This window comes from Parabacteroides distasonis, from assembly GCF_004793765.1.
Classification (GTDB): Bacteria; Bacteroidota; Bacteroidia; order Bacteroidales; family Tannerellaceae; genus Parabacteroides; species Parabacteroides distasonis_A.
The window spans coordinates 76,982-93,758 of sequence record NZ_SRYM01000005.1; the positions used below are offsets into that span (position 1 = coordinate 76,982).

At 44.9% G+C, this 16,777-nt stretch carries 14 protein-coding genes, 1 tRNA gene and 1 pseudogene; 5 read left to right on the forward strand and 11 right to left on the reverse strand.

Annotation, left to right across the window (positions count from 1 at the left end; all coding sequences use genetic code 11):
• Nucleotides 1-10 precede the first annotated feature (10 nt).
• Nucleotides 11-205 (reverse strand): annotated as a pseudogene (locus tag E5342_RS19580) (mobilization protein); the annotation flags it as partial.
• A 194-nt stretch (nucleotides 206-399) separates the two neighbouring features.
• On the opposite strand from E5342_RS19580, the gene istA reads away from it, so the two are divergent.
• A complete protein-coding gene (gene istA, locus E5342_RS02900) occupies nucleotides 400-1,410 on the forward strand; it encodes an IS21 family transposase (RefSeq protein WP_246867048.1) in 1,011 nt (336 codons plus the stop codon).
• 12 nt (nucleotides 1,411-1,422) lie between these two features.
• Here the strand turns inward: istA and E5342_RS02905 are convergent, their stop codons facing one another.
• On the reverse strand, nucleotides 1,423-2,586 hold the full coding sequence (locus E5342_RS02905; protein WP_135958791.1) for an IS4 family transposase: 1,164 nt from the start codon (nucleotides 2,584-2,586) through the stop codon (nucleotides 1,423-1,425).
• Between the two features lie 128 nt (nucleotides 2,587-2,714).
• Here E5342_RS02905 and E5342_RS02910 point away from each other — a divergent pair, with 128 nt between their 5' ends.
• Complete coding sequence (locus E5342_RS02910) at nucleotides 2,715-3,254, forward strand: Mu transposase domain-containing protein (protein WP_246867049.1); 540 nt, start codon at nucleotides 2,715-2,717, stop codon at nucleotides 3,252-3,254.
• Between the two features lie 16 nt (nucleotides 3,255-3,270).
• Entirely contained in the window at nucleotides 3,271-4,023 is a 753-nt protein-coding gene (gene istB / locus E5342_RS02915; protein ID WP_121737497.1) for an IS21-like element helper ATPase IstB, read from the forward strand.
• Nucleotides 4,024-4,155: 132 nt separating this feature from the next.
• Here the strand turns inward: istB and E5342_RS02920 are convergent, their stop codons facing one another.
• The 3 genes from E5342_RS02920 to E5342_RS02930 all read right to left on the reverse strand — a co-directional run bounded on the left by E5342_RS02920 (nucleotide 4,156) and on the right by E5342_RS02930 (nucleotide 7,251).
• Entirely contained in the window at nucleotides 4,156-4,539 is a 384-nt protein-coding gene (locus tag E5342_RS02920) for an Arm DNA-binding domain-containing protein (protein WP_135958792.1), read from the reverse strand.
• Between the two features lie 202 nt (nucleotides 4,540-4,741).
• Nucleotides 4,742-4,815, reverse strand: a tRNA-Arg gene (locus E5342_RS02925).
• Between the two features lie 78 nt (nucleotides 4,816-4,893).
• Nucleotides 4,894-7,251, reverse strand: a complete 2,358-nt coding sequence (locus E5342_RS02930) for a BamA/TamA family outer membrane protein (protein ID WP_135958793.1) — start codon at nucleotides 7,249-7,251, stop codon at nucleotides 4,894-4,896.
• Between the two features lie 79 nt (nucleotides 7,252-7,330).
• On the opposite strand from E5342_RS02930, the gene E5342_RS02935 reads away from it, so the two are divergent.
• Entirely contained in the window at nucleotides 7,331-8,098 is a 768-nt protein-coding gene (locus tag E5342_RS02935; RefSeq protein WP_121736321.1) for a TrmH family RNA methyltransferase, read from the forward strand.
• On the opposite strand, the gene E5342_RS02940 is transcribed toward E5342_RS02935, so the two are convergent.
• The 6 genes from E5342_RS02940 to E5342_RS02965 all read right to left on the reverse strand — a co-directional run bounded on the left by E5342_RS02940 (nucleotide 8,021) and on the right by E5342_RS02965 (nucleotide 14,915).
• Nucleotides 8,021-8,350, reverse strand: coding sequence for a hypothetical protein (locus E5342_RS02940; RefSeq protein ID WP_246867050.1), 330 nt, complete (start codon nucleotides 8,348-8,350; stop codon nucleotides 8,021-8,023). The two genes, E5342_RS02935 and E5342_RS02940, sit on opposite strands and share 78 nt — an antisense overlap.
• 24 nt (nucleotides 8,351-8,374) lie before the next feature.
• Nucleotides 8,375-9,160, reverse strand: a complete 786-nt coding sequence (locus tag E5342_RS02945) for a DUF4296 domain-containing protein (RefSeq protein WP_121736323.1) — start codon at nucleotides 9,158-9,160, stop codon at nucleotides 8,375-8,377.
• The gene (locus tag E5342_RS02950) at nucleotides 9,161-9,778 is read right to left on the reverse strand and encodes a lipoprotein signal peptidase (RefSeq protein WP_121736324.1); all 618 of its coding nucleotides are present in this window, start codon (nucleotides 9,776-9,778) and stop codon (nucleotides 9,161-9,163) included.
• Entirely contained in the window at nucleotides 9,779-10,159 is a 381-nt protein-coding gene (locus tag E5342_RS02955) for a TraR/DksA family transcriptional regulator (RefSeq protein WP_121736325.1), read from the reverse strand.
• A 167-nt stretch (nucleotides 10,160-10,326) separates the two neighbouring features.
• Complete coding sequence (ileS, locus tag E5342_RS02960; protein WP_135958794.1) at nucleotides 10,327-13,749, reverse strand: isoleucine--tRNA ligase; 3,423 nt, start codon at nucleotides 13,747-13,749, stop codon at nucleotides 10,327-10,329.
• A gap of 116 nt (nucleotides 13,750-13,865) precedes the next feature.
• Nucleotides 13,866-14,915: a DUF3810 domain-containing protein gene (locus E5342_RS02965; RefSeq protein ID WP_135958795.1), complete on the reverse strand. Its 1,050-nt coding sequence runs from the start codon at nucleotides 14,913-14,915 to the stop codon at nucleotides 13,866-13,868.
• Between the two features lie 198 nt (nucleotides 14,916-15,113).
• On the opposite strand from E5342_RS02965, the gene E5342_RS02970 reads away from it, so the two are divergent.
• Nucleotides 15,114-16,670 (forward strand): M81 family metallopeptidase, encoded by a 1,557-nt coding sequence (locus E5342_RS02970; protein WP_135958796.1) that lies wholly within the window; start codon nucleotides 15,114-15,116, stop codon nucleotides 16,668-16,670.
• The last annotated feature ends 107 nt before the right edge of the window (nucleotides 16,671-16,777 follow it).

Genomic DNA, 16,777 nt, shown 5'->3' on the forward strand with positions numbered 1-16,777 from the left:
TCACCAGACATTATGCTATCTTCCCATCCAACTTTATCCTGCACTCGGATTCGGTGTGCGACATCTTGCGTTCGATGGTTGAGACTTCGATGTCGCGGAGAGCGTGAGCAAAGACTTTCTTAATGAATGTGGCGGTGTGGATACGCCTTTTGCCGAATGCTTTACCGATGTTCCAGCCGAAGTGCATCAGGTCGATGCTTTTGAGTGGAAAATTCACTCATATTTGCCCCCTTCCGTCCACTTTAAAGTGATCCCCTAAATTCACTCGAAAGTGATCCCTTAAATTCACTTTAAAATGATCCCCCAAAAGTGAGTTTGATTTTTGTTTATCCGGTCTATAATTCTATTTTGTTTGTTAAAAACAAATAAAAGTCATTTATGCCCAATAAACAATTAGGAATGGAAAAGATTCGTCAAGTGTTACGCTGTTACTCCCAGGGTCATGGGACCAAAAGTATCAGCAGTATGTTAAGCGTCTCTCGCAACACGGTCAAGAAATACTTACAAGTATTTCAACGTAGCGGTTTGGATTATGAGCAGATGTTGTCCCTGCCGGACCAGGAACTCTCAAAGTTATTCCACGAAAAGAGCAGAGTAAAGACGGAAAGTGAACGGCTGGGAGAACTAAAGTCGTTGTTACCCGAGTATTGCAAGCGGCTTAAGAAGAAAGGTGTTACCCGCGAGGCGTTGCATCGCGAGTACCTTTCTTCCCATCCGGATGGCTACGGACGCACCCGCTTCTATATTCTGATTCAGCAGTATATAGCCTGCAGCCGTCCCATCATGCATCTTGAGCATAAAGCCGGTGATAAAATGTTCATAGACTTCGCCGGCGACAAACTTTCCATCATCGACCTTGATACGGGAGAAATCATTCCTGTGGAGGTTTTTGTCGCGATTCTTCCCTGCAGCCAGTTAACCTATGTGGAAGCTGTCATGAGCCAGAAAAAAGAGGACTTGATCCGTGCTTCGGAAAACGCCCTGTTATACTACCAGGGAGCTCCCTCCGCCATCATCCCGGACAATCTCAAGTCTGCCGTTACCAAGAGCAGTAAATACGAGGCTATCCTGAATGAAGACTTTGCCGCTTTTGCCGAACATTACGGCTGTACCGTAATCCCCGCCAGGGCTTACAAGCCACGTGACAAGGCGCTGGTGGAAGGTGCCGTTAAACTGATTTACCGCAGTATCTATCCCAAGATACAGGAACGCGAGTTTTATGACCTGGATTCACTGAACGCGGCTATCCGCGTGGCATTGGAACTCCATAACAACACTCCGCTCACAGGCCGCAAATACAGTCGGCGGGAACAGTTCGAGGAGATAGAACATGATTCCCTGCGCAAACTAAATCCCATCCGCTTTGAACTCAGACATCGTTACAGGGCTACCGTCACTACTGTCCACTAAAAATGGACGGGGTTAAAAATTAAATAAATTCGGTTCACTTGAATCACAGAGGACATTGACATTTTTGAAATTCGATTTGTCAAAGAGGTCACGCAGATGGGTCTTGTCTGTCAGCGATATCCCAAGTATCTGAAGGACTTCATAGATGCTGCGCTCCAGTCTCATGTCATGCTGCACTATCGCCACGAGGCAATAAGTAATTATGGCACAATAGATTTGGATGCGAACGGCATTCTCGGATGTGCCCCAGAACTTCTTGATGCGCAGGTGCTGTTTGATCCATTTGAAGAACAGCTCCACACTCCATCGGTTATGGTAAAGCTCGGCGATTGTCTCAGCAGAAGACGTCAGATTGTTGGTCAGAAAGATGTATCTGGTGCCGTCCTCCGGGTCGATGCAGACTACCTTCCGGAGCTTTTCCGGATAATCCTTCGCGCTTTTATAAACCGTGAAGTAACCGATTGCATCAGAAACCACATTTGGAGGAAGCCTCCGTTTCCAAGTCTCAGGCTTGAATCTGACATTGGTTTTCGCTCGGACGACAAAGAACGCGCCGATACGGTGGATAGTGTACAGATTACCGAAATCGTTGTAGCCACGGTCGAAGATATAGTGCGCTCCAGCTTCGTAAGGTATCTCGGGCATTGCTTTTGTGTCATGCACTTTTGCGGGAGTAATATGCACGAATGCAGGAACTTGCGCTTCCACGTCATAGAGCGTGTGCATCTTGACTCCGCCCTTGTGCTTACGGAATTTAGCCCACTCGAATACCGACAGACAAAGGTCTATGGTGGTTGAGGCAAAGGCGTAGATATGGCCGTCAAGTTCGAAGATTTTCTGTATTCGTCGCCTGCGGGCTTCCGCTATCATGAAGAAGGCAAACTCTTCGAAGATGTGGTAATCCCGCTGCTCGTTGGCTTTGCTAAGATTGCTCCTGGTCACAGACTTCCCGATGCCGAGATGGTAGAGCTTTCCCGCATGGGCCCCCATCGCAACGATGAGATCCCGCAGGCTCTCGCGATTCGACAACTGCCCGAACATCAGCGTAAGCAGTTGATTCCAACAAGTATAACTCTTTACATACTTGTCGCCATCATACTTCTTCACGATGCGCAAGAACTTGAAGTTGTCAAGAAAGCCGACTAATTGGGCGAAAACGTACTTGTCTTTATTCATAACAGTCTGATTCTGACTGCAAAAATAATTTCAAATCGTTGCGCCTAAAAATCTTTTACAACAAATTGAATTTCAATGATTTCAAAGTACTCTTATGATTTTTTAGTGGACACTAATGGGCTACCGTGATGAAAAACGGCCATGTCCGCCTGGGGGAAGATGCCCATTACTACAGCGTGCCTTGCCGCTATATAGGCAAGAAAGTCATCCTGTCATATACCTCACGCCAGGTATGCATCTATTACGGCTACGAGCTGATTGCCACCCATACCCGCAACAGGGCCCGTTGCCGGTACACGACCCTGGAAGAGCATCTGGCTTCACACCATCGCTATATCACGGAATGGAACCCGGACAAATTTATACATGAGGCGGCAGCTATCCATCCGGACGTGGAGGCATATATCCGTCGGGTGATGGAAGAGAAAAAACATCCGGAGCAAGCCTATAAATCGTGCCAGGGCATTCTTAGCTTCGCACGCAGGGTCGGCAACACCCGACTGACCAATGCCTGTCGTTGGGCTACAAGTTACGGTCTGTACAATTACCCCATCATTGAGCGCATCCTTAACAACCGGCAGGATGAGTTCCCGTTGGAAGACAGTGCCGGGCAAGAAACGGAGATGCCTTCCCATGAGAATATCAGAGGAAAAGAATATTATCAATAAACCAACCAGATGCAATATGGAAATGAATCAGGATACATTGGAAAAGATGTTAGGAATGAACCTTAAAGGTATGTATTATGCCTTTAAAACAAGTTTGGAAACACATCGGACAGAGAGTATGACAACCGACCAGTTCGTCTCATGGCTGGTTTCAAGTGAATGGGATGACCGCAGAAACCGTGCGGTAGAGAGGGCTATCCGTCAGGCCTCCTTCAGATACAAGGCCACCATTGAAGAAATAGACTTCTCGGTGGAAAGGGGGCTGGACAAGAACCTTACCCTGCGTTTGGCCGACCTGACTTTTGTCAGGGAACGCAAAGACCTGTTTATTACCGGAAGCGCCGGAACAGGTAAAAGTTATCTGGCAACAGCTTTTGGCTTCCAGGCTTGCCAAAAAGGATATAAAGTGTTATATGCCAATACATCCAGAATTATGGGAATGCTTAAAGTTGCCAAGGCAAAAGGTACAATCCTGCAAGAACTCAAGAAAATCGAAAGGTTGGATATGCTTATACTGGATGATTTTGGTATACAACCTTTCGATTCCCAGGGGCGGATGAATCTGATGGATATCATAGAGGACAGGCATGGTAAAAAATCTACCATCATAACATCACAGGTACCGGTAAAAGACTGGTATGACGTTATTGGAGAAAAGACGATTGCCGATGCCGTTCTGGACAGAATTGTGCATCAGGCCATACGCATTGAACTCTTCGGGGAGTCGCTGCGGAAATGCAAAAGTAAAAAAGAATCGTTATATTTATAAACGAAATATTTATAAACGAAATTTAATGTAGAACCCGGCATAACGGACAGGAAGAATACGAAGAAAACAAGAATAAACAGAAGGGAGAATGGAAAAATTTAACAGGGGTCAAATTACTGTGAATTAAGGGGACTACTTTGAGTGGATTTTCCACGCACGGTCTTTTCTCTCATCAGTCCTCCTAACGATAAAATCAATGAAAGAATCCGATTCCGAGCTATTTTTCAAGAAAACGTCCAATGACTCGAAATCGAACGGGACCTTTCGACGTATCAATGAGTTCACGTACTCTAGGATATTAGACATCATCAAGTCCAGCTTCATATTCAAGTCCAACGAGTCGGGTCGAGCCGTGACCTTTCTTTTGTCATCCCATTGATCGGCGTATACCTTTACACCCGTACCAATCCATTTTCTCTTTCTCTCAGAGCATACCTCGATCTGCACAAGACCTTTTTTCTCCTTGGTTGCGACCTTCTTTCGATCGAACACAAACCTTAATGTTGGATATTCCATGATTGATTTGTTTTTTGGTATCACAAAATTGAAAACGGTATCACAATAGTAACAAACAGAAGTGTCAAATGTTCAATTTGAGCGTTAATACAGGTTAATATCGTGACAAAACAAACCCTTTATCCCTGTTGTAATAGGCTGAAAACCAATCTAATCAACTATAACACAATAAAAAAGGGGACATCTTCAAGATATCCCCTCGTGATCGGGCTGGGATTCGAACCCAGGACCCACAGCTTAGAAGGCTGTTGCTCTATCCAGCTGAGCTACCTGACCATCCTTATTTTTGTGGTGCAAAGGTAAGGATTTTTCTTTTCCTTGCAAACTTTTAGCACACTTTTTTACATATTGAGTTCAGAATGGATAACCAACGGCAAAATGTAAGGCGAAATTATCCTTAAAATTAGGATGGGTTATCGCCCAACGCCTAGACTTTCTCTCCTGAGGGTTATAAGCCTTAAATCCTGTATCTAAACGTAGTAGAAAGAAATCAAAGTCCAAACGAAGTCCCAAACCATAGGAAACAGCAATCTCCCTGTAAAAACGAGAGAAATCAAAGTTTCCAGCCTTATAGCGTTCATCCGAGACATTACGGGTCCATATGTTTCCAGCATCTATATAAGCCGCCAATTCAAACTTCCAAAAAAGTTTCGTACGATATTCCAAGTTCAAATCCAAGCGGATATCCCCCGATTGAAGAGCGAAAGAGGTCGTACTATCAACTTCCATACTACCCGGACCCAACTCCCGTACAGACCATCCCCGGACACTATTCGCTCCACCCGAGAAATAAGCACGCTCAAAAGGTAAATAGCTTGAGTTACCATAAGCCATCCCCACTCCCACTCCTATATGGAAAGCTAACTTGTTACGATTGTCAAGGACGATTCCTTTACTAAAATCGAAATCCAATTTCACATATTGCGCATATTCCGTACCAAATAGCTCATAATAACCGTCATCATTTTTCTTCGCTCCCGCAAGATGTGAAAAGGCACTCAACAAATTTCCTGCGATCTCGACTGACGCACGTAAGGAATGCGTGTTTCTCAAACGATTCTGGGGAGAATAATTACTGAAAGAATAAGTATATCCCGAACTCATGATAAAATGGTTCGTATAGTTATACAAGACCATATAATCCGGCAAGCTATTGATAAAGTCCATATTCTTATCCGGCAAATACACATAATTCAAATCCACAAGCTTAAAGGTATGACGTGCTTGCATATTCCCCCTATCTTGCCAAATATAACTCCAGCCACCGGATAGAATCGCCCTCGTATACTCCGGACGTTTTTGCAGGTTGTAACTTATTTTCGTCTCGGTTGACGCACGTAGCCGCCTACGAAAATCCGCACTTAGGAACGGGAACAAGAAACGAGGAAACAGCAAGGATCCTTCCGCACCTAACTCCCAGTAATTACCAAAACCATTCGCCTTATTTCCGGATAATGCCTCGTAAGCCCCTCTCACCCTCGCCGAGAACATCTCCGATCCTCGCAAGATATTCCTATGCTGATAATTCAAACTGGAGGCAAACCCATAATCACCCGCCGAGTTAGTACCTTCCAAGTCCACTCCCACCGTATTTATCTTCGCAGGAGAAGTGAGAATGTAACAATCCAACTTCATCGTATCCCGCTCCTCTACTTCCGTAAAACGTATATTTACGTTCCTCAAAGCCCTTAGAGAAGCGAACGCCGAATAAGTCTGCTCTATATTCTTCTCACTAAATAATTGCCCCGGACGAATATAGGTACTCCTCCGGAGCACGCTCGGACGGATACTCTTCCCGTTCCGGCCATATACGATATTCACCCCTGCGCTGAGCATCGTATCTGTAGCCATGAAACCAGCGTCCTCTCCTACGCCCATCGGATTATAATCGGTTAAGACCGTTACATCCTTAATATAATACTGACTATGCGGCTGATCCTCTACCGCCCCATTGGGCAACACCTTTCGATAAGGTTTCATAAACATATCAAGATCCACTACATTTTGGTTAAAAGAGCTATCTGCGATATATCCTAAATAATCCCGGTTAAAACCATAATACCCGTTCCAGCGAAGCAAAGTCGTAATACGCTCTCGTTCCTTGTCCAATATATCCCGGTCAAATAAAGTTCCTTCTTTAACTAATTGGTTATACTCTTCCTGTGAAGATCGGAACGCAGAAGCCAAGGGAGACCGGCGAGGTGCTTTCAGATGTGCCAAACTATCAATTTTCGGATCGGGAAACTTCATCATGTAATTGCGTATCCTATACGGATCGTTCGTCTTTATATGATAAGTCACGACCGCTTTCTTATGGCGTGTCGTATCGATCGTCGTCGAGACATCCGCATGAATATACCCTTTATTAATGTAAAAACGCTCTAGTTCCATAGCAGACTGTTCCACCAATGTCGTATCCAGCACCACGGGAGGCTCACCGATCCGACGCAACTGTTTATTGATCCATTTCTTCTCATTCTTACCAGACCAGTCATAGACAAACAACTGCCATTTCATCAAACCGAACACCTTGAAGTTCGGTTGCTGCCTAAGATAAGATCTTAAATCCGCTGACTTATAATCTCTGTTATCCGACACGATCTCCACCTTATCCAACAAATATTCCCCATCCGGCACGAACTTTGTCGTACTACAAGAGGCTAGTAGTAATACGATACAGATAAAATAGCATATACGTAGGGACCGATTCATTATTCCAAGCTTTTTATGATCGCGAATGTACTGGAATTTAAAGAATTTACCGTACTTTTGTTTTGTAAAAAGAACTAAGATGCTAAGCAAGACCAAAGTCAAATACATCCGTTCTCTGGAATTAAAGAAATTCCGGAATGAAAATAATGTTTTTGTAGCTGAAGGAAATAAATTGGTAGCCGATATGTTACCGGCCTTTGAATGTGAGTTATTAATAGCCAAACCATCTTGGATGGCTACACAAGGCGATATTCCGGCCAAGGAGTTATTGGTAGCGGAAGAAGATGATATTCGCAAAGCTAGCTTCCTGAAAAATCCTCAAGATGTACTTGCTATCTTTAAACGCCCCAATTGGGATATAACGGAAATAATGCCGGAAAAAGAGCTTGTTCTTGCCTTAGACGGAATCCAAGATCCGGGCAACTTAGGTACGATCATCCGGTTAGCGGACTGGTTCGGTATTACCCATATCGTATGCAGCAAAGATACCGCCGATGTTTTCAGTCCAAAAACCATACAAGCCACGATGGGTGCGCTCGCCCACGTAAAAGTACATTACACCGATCTGGAAACGTTCTTACAGGCTCAATCAGCCCAAGCCATATCTTTATACGGTACTTTCCTTGATGGAGAAAACTTATATGAGAAAACCTTATCAGGAAACGGTATCTTGATAATGGGTAATGAAGGAAATGGAATACGCCCCACTATTGAGGCGCTCGTAAACGAAAAATTGTATATTCCGAACTATCCGGAGGGAAGAGACACCTCAGAGTCTCTCAATGTGGCCATCGCTACAGCCGTAGTCTGTGCCGAGTTTCGCAGACGCCAAAGGAATCCCGCTTAAACGATATATATGGACTGAACAGCCCGGCATAATCTTTTCGGTTAATGCCGGCCAAGATCCCATTACCTGCTTAAAGCCAATCGCCGGTTCCGAGGAAAGAACCGGCACTAGCACTCCGTCATAAAAAGCAGTTCCGGCGATCTCCTCATTCAACGGATAAACACCACGAAACGCACCGTTATCATCCAGTTCGATATAATGCATACGATAAACCTGCTTAAACCAAACACAATGAGCGGCAACTCTTCTCATAAGTACAATAAACAAATAAAGAAATTACTTAATAGAATCCTTAGGTAATTCGACAAGCTCCTTACCATAGTTATATTTTATCAAGCTTAAGCTATCTATATACACCTTATAATAAGCCGTATCCGTATTATCCATACGGATATATCCAAATATACGCTTTACTTTCTTAGTTGGCATAGTCTTTAAGATCGTCTCGTGATATCCATCTTTCGTGATCTTACTATTCACCGTCAAGGTCGTATCACCTTGGTCCGCACTTAAACGTACCTCCGGCTTATAAGCCATGTTATTATTCAATCCCCAGACACGCATGCCCAACACAAAACTGCTGCCCGAGGAATAATTTGTTTCTGGACGTATATCGAAAGTCACCCCATTGAATACAGAGGCAGGAAACAAGGCCATATAAGAACGGCGAGGCCAAATATCCACGGAATCCCGGTTAGATACGGGCGCAGCATCCGCCTGTACATCCCCTAAATTATTGACCCGTTTATTAAGATCGGCCAAGACCCGGTTGTAGACCTCCATATAAATATCCAAGTTACGGCCATACCACACCAACGAGCTATCATACACCGCCTGTGTAATATCATGCTTACGGAATACCGACTCATACAAGGCGAGCTTCATAGTATCGGATTTATAAGTATTATAATCCACATTTACCATGGCCTCAGCCAACAACATATCCGTTAAGACACTCTGCATCTTTTTCTCCGACAGAATACCATCCGGAACTTTACTACATGCCGCCAGCAACGTCGTGGCTAATAAAGCCATACCATATATCCGTAATTTTTCCCGCATTTATTTCTCCTCTTTCGAAAGGCTAACCGACAAGGTATGCCGGTAAAATAGTAACAAAAGAAAAACTCCCACACAAATCGCCGAGTCGGCCAAATTAAAGATCGGACGGAAGAAAACGAACTCCTGTCCACCCCAGATCGGGACCCAATCCGGGAATACGGTCTCTATCAATGGGAAATAAAACATATCCACCACCTTCCCATGCAACCAAGAGGCATAACCACCTCCCTCCGGCATAAAAGTAGCGAGTTGCCCGAAACTATGGTCAAAGATCACACCATAAAACACCGAGTCAATTATATTGCCCACCGCCCCCGCAAAAACCAAAGATATACAGGCAATAAAACCGAATTTATAATTCTCTTTAATCAGCCTATACAAATAATATCCGATAAACAATACTGCTACGATACGGAATACGGAAAGAAATAATTTTCCTATCACCTCTATACCGAATGCCATACCCGGATTCTCGGTAAAATAGAGATAAAACCACGGAGTTATCTCTATACTCTCATGCAACTGCATATGGGTCTTAACCCATATTTTCAGTACTTGGTCAAGAAGAAGGAGCAGTATTATAATTAACACTGCTCCCCAACCTTTAGAATATCTCATTTACTTTGCACCTCCTTGTTTTGCTTCAATACTTAAAGTCGCATGAGGCACAGCACGTAACCTTTCTTTCGGGATTAATTTACCAGTCTCCCGGCAAATACCATAGGTCTTATTCTCGATACGGATCAAAGCGGCCTGTAAATTCTGGATGAATTTCATCTGGCGTTGCGCCAAACGCCCCGCCTCTTCTTTCGATAACGTAGAAGCTCCTTCCTCCAGCACCTTGAATGTAGGAGACGTATCAGACACATCATTACCATCGGAATTCGTAACCCCGGATCGCAAAAGATCATAATCCCTCTTAGCGACTTCCAGTTTCTCTAATATAATAGCGCGAAACTCCTCGAGCTCAGCGTCTGAATATCTTGTCTTCTCTGCCATAATTCTAAAAAAATTTTGGGTTCAACAATTGTTCAAATATCAATCAAAAAAAGAATTAAGAATGAATATAAAATCATAGTATTTCTTCTTTGCATGCAAAGATAATATAATTATCGATTTTCCTATATTTCATTCCTAATTCTTCCGCAACAAATGCTATTCCATTTTTAAGCTTTCTCAATCTTTACGGACAGTTTAAAGTCCTCGAAATCGAGTTCCGTGGCATCGCTAATCGCATTATCCATGATTTCGATCGATTCCGCCAATACTTGGTTAGCGATATAATCCTTATAATCATGGATCGCCTCATCCATCTCCTCGCAAGAAAGCATAAATACATGTATCTTATCCGTTATATCGAAACCGCTGCTCTTACGCAAGTTCTGGATACGATTCACCAATTCACGGGCCAAACCCTCTTTACGCAAGTCCTTGGTTACGGTAATATCCAAAGCGACTGTCAAGCGACCTTCATTAGCAACCAACCAACCCGGGATATCCTCAGAGATGATCTCTACATCCGTACGCTCTAAAACAGCCTCCTGTCCATCTACAGTCAAGGTAAACGTCCCAGCTTTCTCGAAAGCGTTGATATCCTCTTGGCTCATCGTTTGGATCGTGGCGGCCAACGCCTTCATGATCTTTCCGTAGCGCGGACCCAACTTCTTAAAGTCCGGTTTGATCTTTTTCACCAAGATACCTGCCGTATTATCCACAAACTTCAGCTCCTTCACGTTCACCTCGTTCAAGATCAGGTTCTTCACGGCTTCGATACTCTCTTGTTGATGAGCGTCTACGACCGGAACCATTATAGTCTGTAACGGCTGGCGAACCTTGATATTCACCTTACGGCGAAGAGCCAATACCATAGAAGAAACATCCTGAGCCATTTGCATACGCTCTTCCAGATTCTTGTCGATCTTAGACTCGTCGTAAACCGGGAAATCGGACAAATGTACAGACTCAACGTTCTCACGCCCCGTAACAGCGATCAAATCCAAGAATAGCTGATCGGCATAGAACGGAGCGATCGGAGCCATCAACTTAGCCACTGTTTCCAAGCAAGTATATAAAGTCTGGTAAGCAGACAACTTATCCTCTGTCATGCCACCACCCCAGAAACGACGACGGTTCAAGCGCACATACCAGTTACTCAAGTTATCATTTACGAAATCCGAGATAGCACGTCCAGCGCGAGTCGGCTCATAAGCCTCTAAGTAGTCATCCACATCCTTCACCAAACTGTTCAACAAAGAAAGGATCCAACGATCGATCTCCGGACGCTTACTCCATTCCACATCCGGATCGGAGTAATCGAAGCCATCCACGTTCGCATACAATGCGAAGAATGAATATGTATTATATAATGTACCGAAGAACTTACGGCGAACTTCCTCGACACCATCGATATCAAACTTAATATTATCCCATGGTGAAGCGTTCGTGATCATGTACCAACGCAACGGATCGGAACCATATTTCTCGATCGTAGAGAATGGATCTACGGCGTTACCCAAACGCTTGGACATCTTGTTTCCGTTCTTATCCAATACCAAACCGTTAGACACGACAGCCTTGTAAGCCACACTATCAAAGATCATGGTGCCCAGAGCGTGCAAGGTAAAGAACCAACCGCGTGTCTGGTCAACACCCTCAGCGATAAAGTCCGCCGGATAGATCTGACGATTATCGAACTCCTTCAAGTTCTCGAACGGATAGTGGATTTGGGCATAAGGCATAGCACCGGAATCAAACCATACGTCGATCAAGTCCGTCTCACGCTTCATCGGCTTGCCGGAAGCGGAAACCAAGATAATATCATCTACATACGGACGGTGCAAATCGATCTTCTCGTAGTTCTCCTTCGTATAATCACCCGGAGCGAAATCCTTGTAAGGGTTAGACTCCATAAAGCCGGCCTTCACGGATTTCTCGATCTCACCAAACAACTCTACCACAGAACCAATGCACTTCTCCTCGCTACCGTCTTCCGTACGCCAGATAGGTAACGGAGTACCCCAATAACGACTACGACTCAAGTTCCAGTCTTGCAAGTTCTCCAGCCATTTGCCGAAACGTCCCGTACCCGTGCTCTGCGGTTTCCAGTTGATCGTATTGTTCAACTCGATCATGCGCTCACGGCAAGCGGTCGTACGAATAAACCAACTATCCAACGGATAATACAATACCGGTTTATCAGTACGCCAGCAATGCGGGTAATTATGGACATGCTTCTCGATCTTGAACACCCGGTTCTGGGCCTTCAGCATCATACAGATCTCAATATCCAAAGTCTCATCTTTATCCGTCTTCGTATCATCGTAGGCGTTCTTCACGAATTTACCTTGCCATGGATCATAATCAGAGGCGTTCATACAATTTTGCACAAACTCCGGAGCCAAGTCTTCCAGCTTATAGAACTTACCAGTCATATCCACCATAGGGCGCATATTTCCATCCTTATCCTGCATCATCAAAGGAGGGACCCCGAATGTTTTCGCCACACGGTTATCGTCCGCACCAAACGTTGGCGCAATATGTACGATACCCGTACCATCCTCTGTCGTAACGAAATCACCCGTGATCACACGGAAAGCACCTTCACCCGGATTTACCCATGGGATCAATTGCTCATACTTCATACCGGCCAACTCGGAACCCTTCCACTCACCTACTACGCTGAAAGGAACCAGCTTATCACCCGGCTTGTAATCAGACAAAGAAAGCTCCGCTGCTTTCGGATTGAAATAAGCAGACAATAAATCTTTCGCTATAACAGCAGTCATCGGGATACCCGTGTAAGGATTATAAGTCTGTACAGCCAGATAAGTAATATTCGGGCCTACGCAAAGCGCCGTATTGGAAGGCAACGTCCAAGGAGTCGTTGTCCATGCCAAGAAATAAGGATCGCCGAATTGTGCCATCTCCGGTTTCGGGTCCAATATATGGAACTGTGCCGTACAAGTCGTATCCTTCACGTCACGGTAGCAACCCGGTTGGTTCAACTCGTGCGTGCTCAAGCCCGTACCCGCGGCGGGAGAATACGGTTGGATCGTATAGCCTTTATATAAAAGACCTTTCTTATAAAGTTCTTTCAATAAATACCACAAGGTCTCGATATAGCGGTTATCATACGTGATATACGGATTCTCCATATCCACCCAATAACCCATCTTCTGCGTCAGATCCTCCCACTCTTTCGTGAACTTCATCACGTCTTTACGGCAAGCCGCATTATATTCAGCGACAGAAATCTTCTTACCGATATCTTCTTTCGTGATGCCCAAAGCCTTCTCCACGCCTAACTCGACAGGCAGACCGTGTGTATCCCAACCCGCCTTACGATTCACCAAGAATCCCTTCATGGTTTTATAGCGGCAGAAAATATCCTTAATCGAACGGGCGATAACATGGTGAATACCCGGCATACCGTTTGCGGATGGAGGACCCTCGTAGAATACGAATGTAGGATGTCCCTCTCTCGTTTCAAGACTCTTATGGAAGATGTCTCCATCCTTCCATTTCTTCAGCACCTCTTTATTTACGTTCGACAAGTCAAACTTAGAATATTCGGTAAATTTCTTACTCATATCGCGATGTATTTATCTTGCTTCTAAAAAATTGCCGCAAAGTTAGTGATTTCTTTCGAATTAGGCAATATGGAATTTTCATTAAAGGAAACGCTGGTTTCCTCTGTATGAAACAATCATTTCCCTTCCAAAGCGATCAATAAGGCGATCACCTCCGAATAATTAGCGGTTCCGGCAGGTATCTTATTACTTTTCAAGAAAAGATTATAAACCATGTCTTGCGCCTCACCGATCAACGGGTTGTATAGGGATTGCCAATAGGCGACCTTCTCGTTATACAAGTCTTTGATCTCGGGGCGTAATCTTTTCTTCCATGCCTCAAAAGCGTCCTTATCCAAAGCCACATACGCATTGCTCAACACATAAGGCAACAAAGAGAAGTAGCCTGAGAACCGGATTTCCGGTACAGAAGATCCCGTACAGATTAAATAACCGTATAGATTAGCCTCGGCCTCGTTGGATATACCAAGCACATGGGCCATCTCATGGGCATAGGTGGCGGGGTATTGCACGGGTAAGAGCTGGCTGTTCAAATTGAACTCCGTGAAAAACGGCCCCATATACCCCATCACCCCAACTCCACTCATCAACCGGGAAAACAGCATCGTTTTAGGATGAAGATAGGTTCCGGGAGTGGTAAGGCCGAAACGAGCCGGCAATTCCCGATACCTTTCCAGCACCGTTTCTTTCACAACCTCACGATCGATCGTCTCTATCAGGACCCATGAGGCATTCAAGGAATCAGTGTAAGCCTCCAAGAAAGACAGGAAACGTTCCGAGGAAAAGGGTACATAAGTTGTTTGCGTACGAGTGAAAAAATCTTCCCGGAAATAATTCAATCCCCAAGCGATATAAAACCAGACATACACCCAAGCCAAATATTCCACGATATGCCTGAACGCCCTCCCGAGCCTCCGTTTCTTTATAATCACAAAAGACAGATACCCTAATAAACCGGCGATGCTACCATAAATAAAACAATCCCCTACTGAAAAAGGGAACAAGCAGGAGAAACGAGATAACATACTCGATACCCATGAATAAATCGAACGGGAATACCATTCGCCTAATCCGGGATTCCCCATCACGATCCATACAAAGGAAAGAAGGATCAGCAATATAATCCAACGAACACGTATCTTTTTTAAATATTCAAGCTTTACCATAGGGAGGCAAAGATATCATATACTTTTTAGCCCACGTTGTTTTAGGATAAATAAATTATCCAATTGCAGTTTATTTTAGTGTATATGTACAAACCCATATAGCTATAAAATTACCAGTCTTATTTGCAGATATGGAATAAATTCACGAATATTGCATAAAGAAAATAGATATTGTTAATCTTAAAGAAAGGAAATAGCATGAAAAGGAATTTATTATTGCTCGGAATCTGTCTTTTGGGCGTATCGTTCGTTGGAGAGGCCTTTGGACAGAAGAAAAAACCGCGTATCGGTATTGCCGGTATACAGATAGAAAACAGCGTGTTCGTCCCGAATAGGCAGCCGCTCGTAGGACACCCCGTAAGAATGCCAGACTATCTCAGCCCAGACTCCGCAATGGGACAGGCGGCCACTTGGCTTCCCACGCAGATTGGCTATGGCGGTGGAAGAGGCCCCGTGACAAAAGAATCGTACGACGCGTTTGTGGAAAAAACATTGGAGATGATCAAGGCCAATATGCCATATGACGCCTTCTGGTTTTATAACCACGGAGCTTGTAGCGTGGAAGGCGTAGCCGATCCCGAGGGCGAATTCATGGAGAAGGTGCGTAGCTTGATCGGAAACGATGTCTTGACTACCACCACGATGGACCTTCACGGAAATACGTCTTGGTTGGTAGCTCTCAACTCCGATTTGATTACGACTTATCGTCAAGCACCGCATGCGGATTCTCGCGAATCGCATCGGCGAGGGGTCGTCAATTTGTTGGAACGTCTTGAGTCGGGGAAAGGACGTCCGGCATACAAGGCATGGGTTGCTGTTCCTGTCCTAGTATCCGGCGAATGGTCGAGTACCCGCGTCGAGCCTGCGAAATCGCTGTACGCATTGGTTCCCGAGGTTGAAGCCATGCCCGGAGTGATAGACGCAGGGATCTGGATCGGTTATGTTTGGGGAGACAACCCACGGAACCAAGGAACCGTGATGGTTTACGGTGACGATGAGGAACAGGTTAAAGCCGGGGCGAAGAAACTCGCCCAGAAATTCTGGGATGTCCGTAAGCAGTTCTCGCTGGAAGCTCCGGGATATTCGCTCGAGAAATGTATCGATTTGGCAGTAGCAAGCAAAAAGAAGCCTTTCTTTATCAGTGATATGGGAGATAATCCCGGCGGAGGCGGCTCAGGCGAGGTCACTTGGACTTTGGCGAGACTCTTGAAGCGTCCGGAATTCCAGACTGATAAGGGAAAGAGCGTTCTTTATTGCTCCATCCCGGGAGAAGAAGTGGTTAAGCAGGCACGTAAGGTCGGCGTAGGCGGACACGTAGAAGGCATGGTAGGTGCCATGGTCGATAATTCCTACGAAGGTCCCGTGAAATTGTCGGGTACCGTGGTTTATGTCAGCCCGGAAGAAGACAAGAACGCAGAATCATGGAGACGGAAAAGGGATATCGCTATCGTAAAGACCGGAAGCGTTTATGTGGTAGTAGGCACATCGTCTCCCACTCCAAACCTAGAGGGTTCAGGAATCGATCCGAAGGAAATGGATATCGTAATGGTTAAACAAGGTTACCTTGTAACCCAATGGTACAATATACAAGCGGATTGGGTGATGGCTTTTACACGAGGAGGTGTGGATCAGGACTTCAAGAAGCTTCCCTATAAGAATATCGTGAGACCGATGTTCCCGATCGATCCAGACATGGCTGATCCGGAATTGAACGTTATCATGGTTCCTTCCGCCAAGCATTACTATGGCAGATAGATCGTATTGATTGTTTTTTACTGCAATACCTATGCAGTGTTACTGCAATAGGTGTTGCAGTATTACTGCACTGGCGTTGCAGCATCACTGCAACCCGGGTTGCAGTG

What these genes read in the sequence shown, in the direction of transcription:
- E5342_RS02910 (WP_246867049.1), top strand. Translation starts at nt 2,715, where the DNA reads ATGAAAAACGGCCATGTCCGCCTGGGGGAAGATGCCCATTACTACAGC.
- E5342_RS02950 (WP_121736324.1), bottom strand. Translation starts at nt 9,778, where the DNA reads ATGAGATATTCTAAAGGTTGGGGAGCAGTGTTAATTATAATACTGCTC.
- E5342_RS02965 (WP_135958795.1), bottom strand. Translation starts at nt 14,915, where the DNA reads ATGGTAAAGCTTGAATATTTAAAAAAGATACGTGTTCGTTGGATTATA.
- E5342_RS02920 (WP_135958792.1), bottom strand. Translation starts at nt 4,539, where the DNA reads ATGGAATATCCAACATTAAGGTTTGTGTTCGATCGAAAGAAGGTCGCA.
- E5342_RS02940 (WP_246867050.1), bottom strand. Translation starts at nt 8,350, where the DNA reads ATGAGAAGAGTTGCCGCTCATTGTGTTTGGTTTAAGCAGGTTTATCGT.
- E5342_RS02970 (WP_135958796.1), top strand. Translation starts at nt 15,114, where the DNA reads ATGAAAAGGAATTTATTATTGCTCGGAATCTGTCTTTTGGGCGTATCG.
- E5342_RS02905 (WP_135958791.1), bottom strand. Translation starts at nt 2,586, where the DNA reads ATGAATAAAGACAAGTACGTTTTCGCCCAATTAGTCGGCTTTCTTGAC.
- istA (WP_246867048.1), top strand. Translation starts at nt 400, where the DNA reads ATGGAAAAGATTCGTCAAGTGTTACGCTGTTACTCCCAGGGTCATGGG.
- E5342_RS02930 (WP_135958793.1), bottom strand. Translation starts at nt 7,251, where the DNA reads ATGAATCGGTCCCTACGTATATGCTATTTTATCTGTATCGTATTACTA.
- E5342_RS02935 (WP_121736321.1), top strand. Translation starts at nt 7,331, where the DNA reads ATGCTAAGCAAGACCAAAGTCAAATACATCCGTTCTCTGGAATTAAAG.
- E5342_RS02955 (WP_121736325.1), bottom strand. Translation starts at nt 10,159, where the DNA reads ATGGCAGAGAAGACAAGATATTCAGACGCTGAGCTCGAGGAGTTTCGC.
- E5342_RS02945 (WP_121736323.1), bottom strand. Translation starts at nt 9,160, where the DNA reads ATGCGGGAAAAATTACGGATATATGGTATGGCTTTATTAGCCACGACG.
- ileS (WP_135958794.1), bottom strand. Translation starts at nt 13,749, where the DNA reads ATGAGTAAGAAATTTACCGAATATTCTAAGTTTGACTTGTCGAACGTA.
- istB (WP_121737497.1), top strand. Translation starts at nt 3,271, where the DNA reads ATGGAAATGAATCAGGATACATTGGAAAAGATGTTAGGAATGAACCTT.